The sequence below is a fragment of the Rhizobacter sp. P1_G5 genome (assembly GCF_056405435.1).
The window spans coordinates 1-16443 of sequence record NZ_JBFUCB010000066.1 but is presented as its reverse complement, the minus strand read 5'-3'; the positions used below and the strand labels follow the sequence as shown (position 1 = coordinate 16443).

The window sequence follows — 16443 nt, the reverse complement described above, 5'->3', positions numbered from 1 at the left end:
GGCCAGGCCATCGCCGACATCGCGCTGCGCTGGCGCCCGCCGACGCAGCTGCCGGTCGCGTTCCGCATCGGCGCGCCGGCCACTGCGGAGTTCCCGTTCGCGCTGTGGGACCGGCTGGCCCGCGACACCGCCGCGCCGCGCCGCCGGGCGCTGTCGCAGTACACCGATCCGGCCGGCGAGCCGGCGCTGCGCGAGGCGATCGCGCAGTGGCTGCTGGTGTCGCGCGGCATCCGCTGCGAGGCGTCGCAGGTGCTGGTCACGTCGGGCTCGCAGCAGGGCATCGACCTGATCGGCCGGCTGCTGCTCGACCTGGGCGACGAGGTGATGGTCGAGGACCCGGGCTACCCGGGCATCCGCGCCAACCTGCTCGGGCAGGGCGCGGTCGTGCGGCCGGTGCCGCTGGACGCCGACGGGCTGTGCATCGCGCAGGGCGCCGCGCGCTGGCCGCAGGCGCGCATGGCGGTCGTGACGCCGACGCACCAGTTCCCGATGGGCGTGCACATGAGCCTGGCGCGCCGGCTCGCGCTGCTCGACTGGGCGCGCACGCGGCGCGCGTGGATCGTCGAGGACGACTACGACGGCGAGTTCCAGTACGGCGCGCACCGCATGCCGGCGCTGTGCAGCCTGCCGCAGTCGGAGCGCGTGCTGTACGTCGGCACCTTCTCGAAGACGCTGCACCCGGGCCTGCGGCTGGGCTTCATCGTGATGCCGCTCGCGCTGGCGCCCGCCTTCGCGGGAGCCAAGGCGGTGACCGACCGGCACAGCCCCGGTGCCGCGCAGGACGTGCTGGCCCGCTTCATCACCGAAGGCCACCTGCTGCGCCACCTGCGGCGCATGCGCGAGCTGTATGCGCTGCGGCAGGAACTGGTGATCGAGACCTTGGCCAAGGCAAGCGGCGGCGCGCTGCGGCTGCTGCCGAGTGCGCAGGGCATGCACCTGGCGCACGAGGACGAGGCGGGCCGGCCGGATGAGCCGCTGTCGGCGCGCGCGCAGGAGGGCGGGGTGTACCTCGCGACGCTGTCGCGCTATGCGATCGAGGCGCCGCGGCGCGGCTGGCTGTTCGGCTATGCGGGGTACGACGAGGCGGCGCTGCGGGCCGCGTCGCGCATGGTCGGGCGCCTGTTCAGTGCAAGGTGATCGGAACGTCCGGCCCCTTGCCCGTCGCGATCGTCATCGCCTGCCGCGCACTCCAGCCGGTCGACCAGCGCGCGAACTCGGCGGCCGGCATCGGCCGGCCCATGTGGAAGCCCTGGGCCTCGTCGCAGGCCAGCTCGCGCAGCAGCTCCCAGACCTGCGCGTTCTCGACGCCCTCGGCCACCACCGTGAGCCCGAGGCCGTGCGCCAGGTCGATCGTCGAGCGCACGATGCGTGCGTCGTCCAGGTCCTTCTCCATGTTGAGCACGAACGATTTGTCGATCTTCAGCTCGTCCACCGGCAGCCGCTTCAGGTACGCGAGCGATGAATAGCCCGTGCCGAAGTCGTCGATCGACAGCCGGAAGCCCAGCGCGCTCAGCTTGTCGAGCGTGGCCTGCGCGCGCTGCGGGTCGTCCATGATCGCGCTCTCGGTGATCTCCAGGCAGAAGGCCTCGGCCGGCACCGAATGCCGCACCAGCAGCGCGTCGAACTTCTGCGGCAGCTCCGGGTCGAGCAGGTCGCGCGTCGACAGGTTGATCGAGATCGTCAGCGTCTGGCCGCCGTCGTGCAGGCGTTTCCACAACTGCGCGGTCTGCTCGAAGACCCACAGCGTCAGCACCCGGATGAAGCCGGTCTGCTCGGCGAACGGGATGAACTCCATCGGCGGCACCAGCCCGCGGCGCGGGTGCTGCCAGCGCACCAGCGCCTCGGCGCCGACGACGCGTGCGTTGCCGAGCGCCAGCTTGGGCTGCAGGTACAGCCGCAGTTCGTCGTGATCGACCGCATGGCGCAATTCGCTCAGCAGCGACAGCGTCTGCGAGCTCGCGGCATCGAGCGCCGCGTCGTAGACCATCGGGCCGTCATGCTGGCGCTTGGCGGTGTACATCGCGACCTCGGCGCGGCTCAGCAGCACGTCGGCATCGCCGGCATGCAGCGGCCAGTTCGCGAGGCCCAGGCTCGCGCTGATGTCGACCGTCTGGTCCTCCAGCTTCAGCGCGGCGTCGAAGGCCTGGTTGATGCGCTTGGCGACCGTGCGGGTCAGCGCCACGTCGTTGGCGGGATCGAGCCCGGCCAGCAGCACCGCGAACTCGTCGCCGCCGAGCCGCGCGACCAGGTCGCCGCCGCGCACCGCCTGCTGCGTCAGCCGCTCGGCCACGCTGCGCAGCAGCAGGTCGCCGAAGCGGTAGCCGAGCACGTCGTTGACGTGCTTGAAGCGATCGAGGTCGAGCATGATCACCGAGACGGTCCGGCCATTCTTGCCGGCCGCGACGATCGCGTCGCGCACCGCGTTGCGGAACTGCAGGCGGTTCGGCAGCGCCGTCAGCGGATCCCAGTAGGCGAGCTTCAGGATCTCGTCCTGCTGCTCGCCGATGCTCTCGCGCATGCGCTCGAAGGCGCGGGCCACGTCGCCCAGCTCGTCGCTGCGGTCGAGGCCGCGCAGCGGCGTCGAGTAGTCGCCGGCGCCCAGCCGTTCGGCCGCCGTCGCGAGGCGCCGCAGCGGCGTCGTCACGTGGCGCGCCGTCAGCACGCTGCCGATGCCGAACACCAGCACGCCGACCAACGTCAGCGCGGCCAGCCCCAGCTGCAGCTGGCGGTACGGCGCGACCGCGTCGTCGACCGAGCGCAGCAGCAGCGCCGAGACGGCGGCGCCGTCGTGCTCGGCGAGCATCACGGTGCGGCCGCTGTATTCGTTGTCGAGCAGCGTCAGCGCCAAGGTGACGGAACCGGCGGCCGAGTTGGCGGCGGGGTGGCCGCCGTTCACCTGCTCGAGCGCCAGCGCGGCCTGCTTCTCCAGCTGCCCGCGCGTGGCCAGCGGCAGCGTCGAGACGGCGGTGGTCCATGTCGAGCTCGCATCGCTGCGCACCTGCAGGCTGACCTGCAGCGACGACAGCGCATGCATGTCGTCGACCAGCCGCTGGTCGATCGGGAAGCCCATCAGCACCCAGCCGACCACCACCGGTGCGCGCATCGGCACCATCACCAGCTGGAACGGGCGATGGCCGAGCACGACGATCTCGCTGGCGCGCTTGGAGGCGAGCGCCCGCGCGGCCAGCCGCTGCGTGACCGGCAGCAGCTCCTGCAGGCCGGGCTGGGCGGCGGCGCGCAGCCGGAACTCGGTGTCGAGCAGCGCGGTGACGGTGGCGCCGATGCGCTCGCCGTGGTTGGCGAGCACCGACGCGATGGTGTCGGCATCGTTGCTGCTGACGGCGGCGCGGAAGCCGTAGTCGGCCGCCAGCAGGCTCGCGCCTTCGGCGAGCTTCTGCGCGTTCTGGTCGAGCACGCGGGTCAGCACGCGTTCGCCGACCAGCAGTTCGTCGTTGATGGCGGCGCGCGCGTTGCGGTCGATGCTGGCGCGGATCGCGAGGAAGCTCGCGGCCTGCACGAGCAGCAGCAGCCCGAGGAACAGCACGACGATGCGCGTGCCCAGCGAGCTGGCGATCCAGCGCGGCCAGTGGCGCGGGTGCAGCAGCTCGCGTGCGGTCGGCGACGTCATGGCGCGCTCCCTGCGGCGACCGGCAGCTGGATGGCGGCCTGCGCATCGGCCGCGCCGATCGCGAGCGACTGCGGTGCCGGCTCCTGGCCGGGCACGACGCCGGCATGCCAGGCGCGCAGCCGGTAGCTGCCGGGCGCGATGCCGTCGATGCGGGCGCGGCCGTCGGTGCCGGTGCGGGCGTGATGCGGCGTGTCGACGACGACCACCCAGGCGCTCATCCGGTCATGGATGTTGCAGCCGAGCACCGCGGCGCCGGGCTGGTCGAACACCACCGGCGCTGCCGGCACGCCGGCATAGAGCTTCAGCTCGAAGGTCTTGACGGGCGAGAACGAATAGACGTGGTGCCGCACGGTATCGAAGTTCGGGAAGGTGACCGGCGTGCCGACGGTGACGACCGTCACCGACGGGTTGAACTGGCGCTTGCTCTGCGAGATCTCGACGCCGGCCATCGGCTTGACCGGCAGCTTGCCGCTGGCGGGCTCCAGCATCACCACTGCGTCGACCAGCGGGCGGCCGGCCGGATCGGCCACCGCGACGCTGACGGCAGCTCCCTGGGCGGCGGCGGCCAGCGACAGCGCCAGGGCACAGAGGCCGTGTCGGGTCAGGGACTGAAGGCGCAGACGCATGGTGGGTTGGAGGTCGGGGTCGATGAGGGATCGGTGCGGCACAAGCCGCACTGCCTTCGGATATCGGCGAGCCGTCGACCGACTGAAGCCGCTGCGGCCTCGGCGTGCGGTGCATCACGTTTCGGACCCATGCATGAGCGGGGTCAGCAATCGCTTACGTTTTGGATGTGTCGCTTGATCCCCAGGCGTTTAGGCTGTGGAATCCCCGGCTTCGGATATAGATCTTGTCGACCTCCTCACGACGTGCCCGCCTGGTGGCACCCTGGCTGATGTTCCTCGCCGCCTGCGGCGGCAGCAGCGATTCCGGCACGGCCGACGCCGGCACGCCGGCCCCCGCGCCAGCCCCCGCGGCCTCCGGCACCTGCGACATCGCCGATTTCAACGCGCAGATGCTGGCGCGCATCAACGCCTTCCGTGCCAGCGCGCAGAGCTGTGGCTCGGAGGGCAATTTCACGGCGGCGCCGGCGCTCACCTGGAACGACAAGCTGACGCAAGCGGCCGTGGGGCACTCGCAGGACATGGCGACGAAGAACTACTTCTCGCACGACAGCCAGGACGGCCGGACTTTCTCGCAACGCATCACCGCGACCGGCTACACCTGGAGCGCGATCGGCGAGAACATCGCCGCCGGCCAGAACAGCATCGACAGCGTGATGACCAGCTGGCAGAACAGCCCCGGCCACTGCGCCAACCTGATGAGCAAGAACTTCACGCAGGTCGGCGTGGCCTGCGTGCCCGGCGCGGCCGGTGCCGCGTACAGCCGCTACTGGACGATGGACCTGGCCAAGCCCAGGTGACGGCGACTCAGGTGGCGCTCGCGATCACGCCACCGCCCAGGCAGACCTCGCCGTCGTACAGCACCGCTGATTGCCCGGGCGTCACCGCCCATTGCGCGGTGCCGAAGTTCAGGCTGAACGCCGCTGCGCTGCCGCCATCGAGCGCGCAGCCCGCATCGGCCTGGCGGTAGCGCGTCTTGGCCGCCATGCCGCCCGGCGCCGGCGCCACGCCGGCCACCCAGCTCGCGTCGTCCGCCGTCAGCACATGCGATTGCAGCCACGGGTGGTCATGGCCCTGAACGGCGTAGAGCGTGTTGGCCGCCATGTCCTTGCGGGCGACGAACCACGGCGCGTGCTCGCTGCCGCCGCGCACGGCGCCCTTGTCCTTCAGCCCGCCGATGCCGATGCCCTTGCGCTGCCCGAGCGTGTAGAACGACAGCCCGACGTGCTCGCCGATCACCCGGCCGCGGTCGTCCTTGATCGGGCCGGRCTGGTTCGACAGGTAGCGGTTCAGGAACTCGCGGAACGGCCGCTCGCCGATGAAGCAGATGCCGGTCGAGTCCTTCTTGGCGGCGTTCGGCAGGCCGATCTCGGCGGCGATGCGGCGCACCTCGGTCTTCGGCAGCTCGCCGACCGGGAACAGCGTCTTGCCCAGCTGCGCCTGGTTCAGCCGGTGCAGGAAATAGCTCTGGTCCTTCAGCGGATCGAGCCCCTTCAGCAACTCGAAGCGGCCATCGCGCTCGCGCACTCGCGCATAGTGGCCCGTCGCGATCTTCTCGGCGCCCAGGCGCATCGCATGGTCGAGGAAGGCCTTGAACTTGATCTCGGCGTTGCACAGCACGTCGGGGTTCGGCGTGCGGCCGGCCTGGTACTCGCGCAGGAACTCGGCGAACACCCGGTCCTTGTAGTCGGCCGCGAAGTTCACATGCTCGATCTCGATGCCGAGCACGTCGGCCACGCTCGCGGCATCGAGGAAATCCTGGCGCGTCGAGCAGTACGCGTCGTCGTCATCGTCTTCCCAGTTCTTCATGAAGATGCCGATGACCTCGTGCCCCTGCTGCTTCAGCAGGTGGGCACTGACGGCGGAATCGACACCGCCGGACAGGCCGACGACGATGCGTTGCTTCTTCACTTCGGAGGGACCGCAAAGACCGACTCGTCGGTCGTGATGAGGGACAGCGGGTGGTTCACGCCCGCCAGGTGGTCGTCGACGCAGCGCAGCAGCAGCGGGCTGCGGTGCCGGTGCACGCTCGCGCGGATCTCGTCGGGCGTCATCCACAGCGCGCGCACGATGCCGGTGTCGAGCGTGCGCGTCAGGTCGGGCTCGCCGACCGTGCCACGGAACGCGATGCGCAGGTAGGTGGTGTCGCGCCCGACGACGCGCTCCGTGCCGGGGCGTTGCGAGCGCGACAGGTAGATGCCGACGATGCCGGTCGGCACGAACGCGCGGGCGGTCTCTTCGAGCGCCTCGCGCACCACGCCCTGCAGCGGCGACTCGCCCGGATCGAGGTGGCCGGCGGGGTTGTTCAGGCACAGCCCGTCGGACGTGTGCTCCTCCACCAGCAGGAACCGGCCCAGGTGTTCGACGATCGCGGCAACGGTGACGCTGGGTTTCCAACGGGAGGACATCCGGCCGATTTTAAGGGCGGGTGTTGTGGCCCTGCATCGCGTGAGGGCGTGTGCCGGTTGTGGGTGCGAAAGCTTTGTGTAAGCTCTCGCGCCAGTTACACGCACAACGTCCGACACAACAACGCACCCGAGGAGTCCGCCATGCTGATAGGGGTCCCGCTGGAAACAGCGGCTGGGGAAACGCGCGTCGCCGCGACCCCGGAGACGGTCAAGAAGCTCAAGGCGCAGGGCCATGTGCTGCGCGTGCAGTCGGGGGCCGGCATCGCCGCCAGCGTCACCGACGAGGCCTATGCGGCGGCCGGTGCCGAGATCGTCGACCGGGCCGGCGCCTTCGGCGCCGAGCTGGTGCTGAAGGTGCGCGCGCCGTCGGTGGACGAGCTGCCGCTGCTGAAGACCGGCACCGCGCTGGTCGGCATGCTGAACCCGTTCGACCGCGAGGGCCTGCAGCGGCTGGCCGAGGCCGGGCTGACCAGCTTCGCGCTCGAGGCCGCGCCGCGCACCACGCGGGCGCAGAGCATGGACGTGCTGTCGTCGCAGGCCAACCTGGCCGGCTACAAGGCGATCATGATCGCGGCCGACCGCTACCAGCGCATCTTCCCGATGCTGATGACGGCGGCCGGCACCGTGAAGGCGGCGCGCGTCGTGATCCTCGGCGTCGGCGTGGCCGGGCTGCAGGCGATCGCGACCGCGAAGCGCCTGGGGGCGGTGATCGAGGCGAGCGACGTGCGGCCCTCGGTGAAGGAGCAGGTCGAGTCGCTGGGCGCGAAGTTCATCGACGTGCCGTACGAGACGGCGGAAGAGAAGGAAGCGGCCGAGGGCGTGGGCGGCTACGCGCGGCCGATGCCGCAGAGCTGGCTGGACCGGCAGAAGGTCGAGGTGGCCAAACGCGTCGCGGCCGCCGACATCGTCGTGACCACCGCGCTGATCCCGGGCCGCGCCGCGCCGGTGCTGGTGACCGAGGAGATGGTGAAGGCGATGAAGCCGGGCTCGGTGATCGTCGACCTCGCGGCCGCGCAGGGCGGCAACTGCCCGCTGACCGAGGCCGGGAAGATCGTGGTCAAGCACGGCGTCACGCTGGTCGGCGAGACCAACCTGCCGGCGCTGGTGGCAGCGGATGCGAGCGCGCTGTATGCGCGCAACGTGCTCGACTTCCTGAAGCTCGTGCTGACGAAGGAGGGCACGTTCCACGTGCCGATGGACGACGACATCGTCGTGGCCTGCCTGGTCAGCCAGGGCGGCCAAGTCACCCGCAAATAAGGAGCACGACGATGGATCCCGTGAGCCATACCCTGACCAACCTGATCATCTTCGTGCTGGCGATCTACGTCGGCTACCACGTCGTGTGGACCGTCACGCCGGCGCTGCACACGCCGCTGATGGCGGTGACGAACGCGATCTCGGCGATCGTGATCGTCGGCGCGATGCTCGCCGCGGCGCTCACCGAGACGCCGCTGGGCAAGACGATGGGCGTGCTGGCGGTCGCGCTGGCGGCCGTCAACGTGTTCGGCGGCTTCCTCGTGACGCGGCGCATGCTGGAGATGTTCCGCAAGAAGGAGAAGAAGGCGATCGCCGCGCCGAAGGAGGGCTCGCAATGAGCATGAACCTCGTGACGCTGCTGTACCTGGTGGCGAGCGTCTTCTTCATCCAGGCCTTGAAGGGCCTGTCGCACCCGACCACGTCGATCCGCGGCAACCTGTTCGGCATGACCGGCATGGCGATCGCGGCGCTGACGACGGCGGCGCTGATCGTCAAGCTGGCCGACGGCAACGCGCTCGGCCTTGGCTGGGTACTGCTCGGCCTGCTGGTCGGCGGCACGGCCGGCGCGGTGATGGCCAAGCGCGTCGAGATGACCAAGATGCCGGAGCTGGTCGCCTTCATGCACAGCATGATCGGCCTGGCCGCGGTGTTCATCGCGGTGGCGGCGGTGGCCGAGCCTCACGCGTTCAGCATCGCTGCGAAGGGCGACCCGATCCCCACCGGCAACCGGCTGGAGCTGTTCCTCGGCGCGGCGATCGGGGCCGTCACGTTCAGCGGCTCGGTGATCGCGTTCGGCAAGCTGTCGGGCAAGTACAAGTTCCGGCTGTTCCAGGGCGCGCCGGTGCAGTTCGCGGGGCAGCATGTGCTGAACCTGGTGCTGGGTCTCGCGACCGTCGGGCTGGGCCTGGTGTTCATGTTCACCGAGAGCTGGCCGGCCTTCTTCGGCATGCTGGCGCTGGCCTTCGTGATGGGTGTGCTGATCATCATCCCGATCGGCGGGGCCGACATGCCGGTGGTGGTGTCGATGCTGAACAGCTACTCCGGCTGGGCGGCGGCGGGCATCGGCTTCAGCCTGAACAACAGCATGCTGATCATCGCCGGCTCACTGGTGGGCAGCTCGGGGGCGATCCTGAGCTACATCATGTGCAAGGCGATGAACCGCTCGTTCTTCAACGTGATCCTGGGCGGCTTCGGCGGCGAGGCGGGCACCGCGGTAGCCGGTGCGCAGGCGCAGCGCAACGTGAAGAGCGGCAGCGCCGACGACGCGGCCTTCGTGCTCGGCAATGCCGAGACGGTGGTGATCGTGCCGGGCTACGGGCTGGCGGTGGCACGCGCGCAACATGCGGTGAAGGAGCTGGCGGCCAAGCTGACGGCCAAGGGCATCACGGTGAAGTACGCGATCCACCCGGTGGCCGGGCGCATGCCGGGGCACATGAACGTGCTGCTGGCCGAGGCCGAGGTGCCGTACGACCAGGTGTTCGAGATGGAGGACATCAACGGCGAGTTCGGCCAGGCCGACGTCGCGATCATCCTGGGTGCGAATGACGTGGTGAATCCTGCGGCGCACATCAAGGGCAGCCCGATCTACGGGATGCCSATCCTSGAGGCSTACAAGGCCAAGACGGTCATYGTCAACAAGCGGTCGATGGCGGCCGGGTACGCGGGGCTGGACAACGAGCTGTTCTACATGGACAAGACGATGATGGTCTTCGGGGATGCGAAGAAGGTCGTCGAGGACATGGTGAAGGCTGTCGAGTAGGGTGCGGCAAAGGCGCGTGCGGGGAGGTGACAAGCGAACAAGTGGGGGTTGAGTCTGGGCTGTCGCCCGGCTACGCGTCCACCAGATCCACGTACTGGATGTTGATGTTCTTGATCTCGCTGAACTTCACCGCAAAGGTGTCACCCGGGATCGGCGTCAGGAACTCCGGCTCGGCCGTGCCGGCGAAGTCGGGCACCACGCCGCGGAACGCCGAGGCCAGCACCAGCGCATCCGGCGCCTTGGTCTTCTCGTCGAACGAGAAGTAGCTCAGGATCCCGCTGTACAGCACCGGCGTATCGCCGACCTGCACCAGCACGTCGACCACCACCGTGCGCCCGTCCCGGTTCGAGCGGTTCTCGCCGGTCAGGATGTAGTGCCAGGGCGGCTTGAAGCGCAGGAAACGGTGGCGGATGTCCAGCCCGCGGCGCTCGATCGCGGTGTTGATCGCCAGGCCCGCCACCAGCGGCAGCGTGAAGATGCTGATGAAGTACACCGCGTTGAACCACAGCGCGCCGCCGATCGCCGCTTCGGCCGCGAGGTACGGCGCCGTCGCGTTGTTCAGCGTCAGCAGCGCGAAGAAGTCGCGCGCCGCCGGCTGGCAGGCACAGCCGCCGAGCAGCTGCCACGTGTGGATCGCCAGCAGCCACCCCGTGTGCAGCAGCGCCGACACCAGCACCGCGGCAATCGCATGGCCGGTCATCGAGCCGGAGATCACCGGGATCTCGCCGTTGTCGCGGATCTTGCCGGTCACCGCCAGCACGAAGATCGCGCCCGGCAGGTAGATCAGCAGCAGCAGGAAGGCCTGGAACGCGACGTTCAAGGTTTCGGGACGGCCGGCGGCGTCGCGGGAAGCACCCTCAGGTGCACGACCTTGCCGGTCGCGTCTTCAAGCTCGATCCTGCGGCCTTCGTCCTGCTGCGGACGGCTGGCGATCAGCTGGCGCCGATACTCCTGGCGCTTCTGCGGGTCGCTCAACAAGGCCCGGACCACCGGATTGATGTTGACACTGGGCATGGGCTGAAATGTACGGCCAAACGATTCGATCAGGCCGACGGCGCCGCGAGCACCGTGGCCACCTCCGCCGCCGAGCGCACGCCCAGCTTCGCGTACACCCGCGCCCGGTGCACCTCCACCGTCCGCACCGACACATGCAGCTCGTCGGCGATCACCTTGTTCAGCTTGCCGGCCGCCACGCGCAGCATCACCTCGTGCTCGCGCTCGGTCAGGCTCGACAGCCGCGCCTGCCGCTCGGCCACCTGCGCGCCCTGGCGCTGCATCGCGGCATCGACCGCCAGCGCCTGCGCCACCCGGTCGGCCAGCGCGTTGTCGACATACGGCTTCTCGAGGAAATCGAACGCTCCCTTCTTCAACGCCTCGACCGCCATCGGGATGTCGCCATGCCCGCTCAGGAACAGCACCGGGTTGCGCAGCCCGCGCGCGATCAGCTCGTCGTGCAGCCGCGGGCCGGACATCGGCTCCATCCGGATGTCGAGCAGGAACACGCCCGGCAGCGGGCGCGGCGTGGCATCGACGGTCGCCAGCAGCGCCGGCCCGCTGCCGTGCGGCCGCACGTCCAGGCCGTGCGACGCCAGCAGGAAGCCCAGCGCATCCAGCACCACCGCCTCGTCGTCGACCAGGTAGACGACGCCGGCAGGGGGAACGGGTCCGGGCCCGGGTCGGGGTTCGTTCATTCGTCGTCCTCCGCGGAAAGGTCCGACACCGCCAGGTCCACCGGCAGCGTCAACGTGAACACCGCACCGCCGCCCACCGCGTCGGCGGCATCGAACATGCCCTGGTGCGCCTCGATGATCGAGCGGCAGATCGCGAGACCCATGCCCATGCCCTCTGCCTTGGTCGAGAAGAACGGCGCGCACAGCGCCTCGATGCCGAGCCCGCCCAGGCCCGGGCCGTTGTCGCGCACGTCGATGCGCACGAAGCGGCCGTCGGCGCTCAGCGAACTGGCGGCGACGATGCGCCGCTCGCCCGCCTGGTGGGCCAGCGCATCGCCGGCATTGCGCACCAGGTTGATCACCACCTGCTCGATCAGCACCGCATCGGCCACGATCACCGGCAGCGCCGCATCGAGCTGCAGCACCACCTGCACCTGCTGGCGCTGCAGCTCGCGGCGCAGCAGCGCGACGCCGCCCTCGATCACCGTGTTCAGCGTACACGGCTCCAGCCGCGGCTCGCGCCGCGTCAGGAACTCGCGGATGCGCTGCACGATCGCGCCGGCATGGGCGGCCTGCTCGCCCAGCCGCTTCAGCGCCCGCATCACCACCGGGTCGGGCGAGGGCAGCTTGTGCATCGAGTTCATCACGCCGGCGTTGTAGCTCGCGATCGCCGTCAGCGGCTGGTTCAGCTCGTGCGCCAGCGTCGAGGCCACCTCGCCCAGCATCGTCAGCCGCGCATGGTGGGCCATCGTCTCGGTCTGCCGGCGCTCGCGTTCCTCGAGCCGGCGCCGCTCGGTCATGTCGAGGATCGAGCCCATCCAGCCGATGTGCCCGCCGCGTGCGTCCACCAGCGGCGCCTCGAACACCATCACGTCGAACARGCGTCCGTCGCGGTGCCGCCAGCGCGCCTCGTAGCCTTCGCGCGGCGCCTGGCCGGCCATGTTGCGCAGGTGCCGCTGCATGATCTCCTCGTGCGAGTCGGCCGGCCAGTACGGCATCGGCGGCAGCAGCCCGACCAGCTCGTGCGGCTCGTAGCCCACCATGTCGGCGAGCGTGCGGTTCACGTAGACGAGCCGGCCGTCGAGGTCGCGGGCGCGCAGCCCCACCGTCAGCGAATCCTCCATCGCCTGGCGCCACGCGGCCTCGGTGCGCCACGCCGCCTCGGCGCGCGACACGCCGTGCATCTGCCGCCGCAGCATCCAGGTGATGGCAGCGATCAGCGCGACGAAACCCGCCACCATCGCGACCGGCAGGCCGTGGTACCACGGCGGCACCACGTCGCGCGCGGTCAGCTCCAGCCAGCTGTCGGCCAGCGCCGGCGCCATGCTGATGCGCCAGCTCTGGCGGCCCTCCAGCGGCCGGTCCTCGGTGGTCGACGCGATCACCGCATCGAAGCCGTCGAGCAGCCGCACGTCGTACGTGCGGGCCAGCCACCACGGCACCGTCTGGCGCAGCATCTCGCCAGGCGAGTAGCGCGCCACCAGCGTGCCGCCGGAGGCGAGCGGCGCCGACAGGTGGGCCGACAGGCCGGGGCCGCTGCGCGCGCCGTCGGGGACATCGGGCAGTTGAGCGACCAGCCGGTTGCTGCGGTCCAGCCAGGTCAGGCTGATCCAGAAGCGGTGCAGGCCCTGCTGCGCCTCGGGCAGCGTCGCGAGCGCCTGCGGGTCGGCGGCGCGGTGATCCAGCCGCGTCGCGACATCCTTCAACAGCAGCGTCTCGCGCTCGATGCGCGCGCTCGCCTGCGTCTCCAGCGACAGCGCGTCGGAGACCATCGCGGTGCGCTGCTCTTCCAGGTCGGCCTGCTCGGTGGCGCGCAGCCACAGCAGCACGCCGGCCACGAAGACCAGCGACAGCAGCAGCGGCAGCGCCCACAGCCCGCGCCGCGCCGGCGGGCGCGGCGGCAGCGCGAGGGCAGGGTGGCGGGGCGGATCGGCCGGTGCGGGCATGGCGCGAAGYCTAGGTTCGTGGACGCGTGGGCGGGCGAACCGCGTGCGCCTGGTGGTGCCGAAATGTGGAACTCCACAACTTCCCGCGCTCCGGGCCGCCGACCAGAATCCCGCCGCAGGACAGACCACCCGGAGACAAGACATGACGCAAACCATGACGCGCCGCAGTGCGCTCGCCGCCGCCGCATTGGCCGTGGCCGCCCCGAAGACCTTCGCGCAGGCGCCCATCGTCATCAAGTTCAGCCACGTCGTCGCCCCCGACACGCCCAAGGGCAACGGCGCGCAGCGCTTCAAGGAACTGGCCGAGCAGCGCAGCGGCGGCCGCGTGAAGGTGGATGTCTACCCGAACAGCCAGCTCTACAAGGACAAGGAAGAGATGGAGGCGCTGCAGCTCGGCTCGGTGCAGATGCTCGCGCCGTCGCTCGCCAAGTTCGGCCCGCTGGGCGTCAAGGAATTCGAGGTCTTCGACCTGCCGTTCATCTTCAAGGACCAGGCGGCGTTCCGCGCCGTCACCGAAGGGCCGGTCGGCGCCGACCTGTTCAAGAAGCTCGAGCCGAAGGGCGTCAAGGGCCTCGCGTACTGGGACAACGGCTTCCACATCATGAGTGCCAACAAGCCGCTGCACAAGGTGGCGGACTTCAGGGGCCTGAAGATGCGCATCCAGAGCTCGAAGGTGCTCGATGCCGAGATGCGTGCGCTCGGCGCGGTGCCGCAGGTGATGGCCTTCAGCGAGCTGTACCAGGCGCTGCAGTCCGGCGTGGTCGACGGCTGCGAAGGCGTGCCGTCGAACTTCTACACGCAGAAGACCTACGAGGTGCAGAAGCACACGACGATCTCGAACCACGGCCACCTGGCCTATGCGGTGATCGTCAACAAGAAGTTCTGGGACGGCCTGCCGGCCGACATCCGCACGATTCTCGAAGGCGCGCTGAAGGAGGCAACCGCGTTCGCCAACGACATGGCGACCAAGGAGAACATCGACGACCTCGAGAAGATGCGCGCGAGCGGCAAGACCACCATCTACACGCCGACGGCCGCCGAGCTCGACGAGTGGAAGAAGGCGCTGATGCCGGTGCACAAGGAGATGGCGTCGCGCGTGGGCCAGTCGACGATCGACGCGGTCTACAAGGCGGCCGGCTTCGTGCCCGCGAAGTAGGGCGGCGCCATGGTCGCGCCGGTGCTGCGGTCCGTGAACCGCTTCCTCGATCACCTCGAGGAATGGCTGATCGCCGCCCTGATGGGCGCGGCGACGCTGCTGATCTTCGTTGCCGTGGTGCACCGCTATGCGGCCGCCGCGCACTACCCGGCCGTGCTGCAGCCGGTGCAGGATTTCCTGCTCGGCCTGAACCTGAGCTGGGCCCAGGAGCTGTGCATCTACATGTTCGTGTGGATGGCGAAGTTCGGCGCGGCCTACGGCGTGCGCCACGGCACGCACGTCGGCGTCGACACGCTGGTGCGTGCGCTGCCGCCGGCGCAGGCGCGCTGGCTGACGCTGGTCGGCTTGCTCGGCGGCGTGGTCTTCACCGCGGTGGTGGGCACGATGGGCGCGGTGTTCGTCTGGGACAACGGCTTCCACCACGCCCTCTTCAGCACTTTCGGCTGGGATGTCGGCGACGTGCCCGAGGGCCCGACCTCGCCCGACCTCGAGGTGCCGACCTGGATCCCGTACGCCTGCATCCCGCTGGCGTCGTACCTGATGTGTTTCCGCTTCCTGCAGGTGATGTGGGCCTTCTGGCGGCGCGGCGAGCTGCCGCACCATGAGGTCGCTCATGTGGAAGGTCTGGACGAGGCGGAGGCCGCAGCATGAATGCATTGATCATCTTCGGCCTGCTGGTGCTGCTGATGCTGACCGGCATGCCGGTCTCCATCGCGCTCGGCCTCACGGTGCTGGGCTTCTTCTTCGGCATGACGAACGAGCCGATCGCGTCGATCGGGCTCAAGCTGTTCTCGGGCCTCGAGAAGTTCGAGATCATGGCGATCCCGTTCTTCATCCTGGCCGGCAACTTCCTGACCAACGGCGGCGCGGCGCGGCGGATGATCCACTTCGCGTCGACGATGGTCGGGCACTTCTACGGCGGGCTGGGGCTGGCCGGCGTGCTGGCCTGTGCGCTGTTCGCGGCGATCTCGGGCTCGTCGGTCGCCACCGTGGTCGCGGTCGGCACCATCCTGCTGCCGGCGATGCAGAAGGCCGGCTACCCCAAGCGCTTCTCGGCCGGCGTGATCACCACCTCGGGCGCGTTGGGCATCCTGTTTCCGCCGTCGATCAACCTGGTGATCTTTTCGATCGCGACCAACGGCATGAACGCGACCGGGCCGGACGGCCAGCCGGTGGCCACCGCGTCGGTCGGCGACCTGTTCATCGCCGGCGTGCTGCCGGGGCTGCTGCTGTCGCTGCTGCTGGGCGTGACCACCTGGTACCGGGCGCGCAAGTTCGACTACCCACGCCTGCCGCGCGCGAGCTGGGGCGAGCGCTGGAAGGCCTTCCGCGAGGCGTTCTGGGGCATCGCGCTGATCGTGATCGTGATCGGCGGCATCTACTCCGGCATCTTCACGCCGACCGAGGCGGCGGCGATCGCGGCGGTGTATGCCTTCGTGATCTCGGTGTTCATCTACAAGGACCTGAAGCTGCGCGACGTGCCGAAGGTGCTGCGCAACGCCGCCGCGATGAGCTCGATGCTGCTGTACATCATCACGAACGCGGTGCTGTTCTCGTTCCTGCTGACCTCCGAGCAGATCCCGCAGTCGATGGCGGCGTGGATGACGGGCCAGGGCTTCGGCGTGGTGGTGTTCCTGCTGCTGGTCAACATCATCCTGCTGGTGGCCGGCAACTTCATGGACCCGTCGGCGATCGTGCTGATCATGGCGCCGATCCTGTACCCGGTGGCCTGCAAGCTGGGCGTGAACCCGATCCACCTGGGCATCCTGATGGCGGTCAACATGGAGGTCGGCATGTGCCACCCGCCGGTCGGGCTGAACCTGTACGTCGCGTCGGGCATCAGCAAGATGGGCATCACCGAGCTGACGATCGCGGTGTGGCCATGGCTGCTGACGATGATCGGGTTCCTGGTCCTCGTCACCTACTGGCCGGCGCTGTCGCTGACGCTGCCGCACCTGCTGGCGCGCTGAGGATCTACATCACGGACCTACATCAC

General features: G+C 69.6%; 16 protein-coding genes. 8 read left to right on the top strand and 8 right to left on the bottom strand.

The window, feature by feature from the left end; all coding sequences use genetic code 11:
- The coding region (gene pdxR / locus AC1D12_RS07380; protein ID WP_477839668.1) for a MocR-like pyridoxine biosynthesis transcription factor PdxR at positions 1 to 1137 on the top strand (1137 nt) is incomplete at its 5' end.
- Here the strand turns inward: pdxR and AC1D12_RS07375 are convergent.
- A complete protein-coding gene (locus AC1D12_RS07375) occupies positions 1124 to 3628 on the bottom strand; it encodes a putative bifunctional diguanylate cyclase/phosphodiesterase (protein ID WP_477839666.1) in 2505 nt (834 codons plus the stop codon). The two genes, pdxR and AC1D12_RS07375, sit on opposite strands and share 14 nt — an antisense overlap.
- On the bottom strand, positions 3625 to 4254 hold the full coding sequence (locus AC1D12_RS07370) for a carboxypeptidase regulatory-like domain-containing protein (protein ID WP_477839664.1): 630 nt from the start codon (positions 4252 to 4254) through the stop codon (positions 3625 to 3627). The genes AC1D12_RS07375 and AC1D12_RS07370 overlap by 4 nt, the downstream gene beginning before the upstream one ends.
- A gap of 254 nt (positions 4255 to 4508) precedes the next feature.
- Between AC1D12_RS07370 and AC1D12_RS07365 the strand changes: the two genes are divergently transcribed.
- Positions 4509 to 5051, top strand: coding sequence for a CAP domain-containing protein (locus AC1D12_RS07365; protein ID WP_477839662.1), 543 nt, complete (start codon positions 4509 to 4511; stop codon positions 5049 to 5051).
- Between the two features lie 7 nt (positions 5052 to 5058).
- Here the strand turns inward: AC1D12_RS07365 and mnmA are convergent, their stop codons facing one another.
- Both mnmA and AC1D12_RS07355 read right to left on the bottom strand, forming a co-directional pair.
- Positions 5059 to 6162, bottom strand: coding sequence for a tRNA 2-thiouridine(34) synthase MnmA (mnmA, locus tag AC1D12_RS07360; RefSeq protein ID WP_477839660.1), 1104 nt, complete (start codon positions 6160 to 6162; stop codon positions 5059 to 5061).
- Positions 6159 to 6659, bottom strand: a complete 501-nt coding sequence (locus tag AC1D12_RS07355; protein WP_477825103.1) for an NUDIX hydrolase — start codon at positions 6657 to 6659, stop codon at positions 6159 to 6161. The genes mnmA and AC1D12_RS07355 overlap by 4 nt, the downstream gene beginning before the upstream one ends.
- 141 nt (positions 6660 to 6800) lie before the next feature.
- Between AC1D12_RS07355 and AC1D12_RS07350 the strand changes: the two genes are divergently transcribed.
- From AC1D12_RS07350 to AC1D12_RS07340, 3 genes are read left to right on the top strand one after another with little or no spacing between them, the layout of a single operon-like run.
- Positions 6801 to 7916 (top strand): Re/Si-specific NAD(P)(+) transhydrogenase subunit alpha, encoded by a 1116-nt coding sequence (locus AC1D12_RS07350; protein ID WP_465111315.1) that lies wholly within the window; start codon positions 6801 to 6803, stop codon positions 7914 to 7916.
- Between the two features lie 11 nt (positions 7917 to 7927).
- Positions 7928 to 8254 (top strand): NAD(P) transhydrogenase subunit alpha part 2, encoded by a 327-nt coding sequence (locus tag AC1D12_RS07345; RefSeq protein ID WP_047501305.1) that lies wholly within the window; start codon positions 7928 to 7930, stop codon positions 8252 to 8254.
- Complete coding sequence (locus tag AC1D12_RS07340; protein WP_477825101.1) at positions 8251 to 9675, top strand: NAD(P)(+) transhydrogenase (Re/Si-specific) subunit beta; 1425 nt, start codon at positions 8251 to 8253, stop codon at positions 9673 to 9675. The genes AC1D12_RS07345 and AC1D12_RS07340 overlap by 4 nt, the downstream gene beginning before the upstream one ends.
- Positions 9676 to 9745: 70 nt before the next feature.
- Here AC1D12_RS07340 and AC1D12_RS07335 read toward each other — a convergent pair whose 3' ends face one another.
- The 4 genes from AC1D12_RS07335 to AC1D12_RS07320 are packed head-to-tail and all read right to left on the bottom strand — an operon-like array spanning position 9746 to position 13291.
- On the bottom strand, positions 9746 to 10495 hold the full coding sequence (locus AC1D12_RS07335) for a hypothetical protein (RefSeq protein WP_477825100.1): 750 nt from the start codon (positions 10493 to 10495) through the stop codon (positions 9746 to 9748).
- Positions 10492 to 10689 (bottom strand): hypothetical protein, encoded by a 198-nt coding sequence (locus AC1D12_RS07330; RefSeq protein WP_047501312.1) that lies wholly within the window; start codon positions 10687 to 10689, stop codon positions 10492 to 10494. The genes AC1D12_RS07335 and AC1D12_RS07330 overlap by 4 nt, the downstream gene beginning before the upstream one ends.
- Before the next feature lie 29 nt (positions 10690 to 10718).
- Complete coding sequence (locus AC1D12_RS07325) at positions 10719 to 11366, bottom strand: response regulator transcription factor (RefSeq protein WP_477825099.1); 648 nt, start codon at positions 11364 to 11366, stop codon at positions 10719 to 10721.
- Positions 11363 to 13291 (bottom strand): sensor histidine kinase, encoded by a 1929-nt coding sequence (locus tag AC1D12_RS07320; RefSeq protein WP_477839658.1) that lies wholly within the window; start codon positions 13289 to 13291, stop codon positions 11363 to 11365. Before AC1D12_RS07320 ends, AC1D12_RS07325 begins: the two co-directional genes overlap by 4 nt.
- A gap of 142 nt (positions 13292 to 13433) precedes the next feature.
- Here AC1D12_RS07320 and AC1D12_RS07315 point away from each other — a divergent pair, with 142 nt between their 5' ends.
- From AC1D12_RS07315 to AC1D12_RS07305, 3 genes are read left to right on the top strand one after another with little or no spacing between them, the layout of a single operon-like run.
- Positions 13434 to 14447 (top strand): TRAP transporter substrate-binding protein, encoded by a 1014-nt coding sequence (locus AC1D12_RS07315; protein WP_465111319.1) that lies wholly within the window; start codon positions 13434 to 13436, stop codon positions 14445 to 14447.
- Positions 14448 to 14456: 9 nt separating this feature from the next.
- Positions 14457 to 15098 carry a TRAP transporter small permease gene (locus AC1D12_RS07310; protein ID WP_047501315.1) on the top strand — a complete coding sequence of 214 codons (642 nt, stop codon included), beginning with the start codon at positions 14457 to 14459 and terminating at the stop codon, positions 15096 to 15098.
- The gene (locus AC1D12_RS07305) at positions 15095 to 16417 is read left to right on the top strand and encodes a TRAP transporter large permease (RefSeq protein WP_477839655.1); all 1323 of its coding nucleotides are present in this window, start codon (positions 15095 to 15097) and stop codon (positions 16415 to 16417) included. Before AC1D12_RS07310 ends, AC1D12_RS07305 begins: the two co-directional genes overlap by 4 nt.
- Positions 16418 to 16443: the final 26 nt, after the last annotated feature.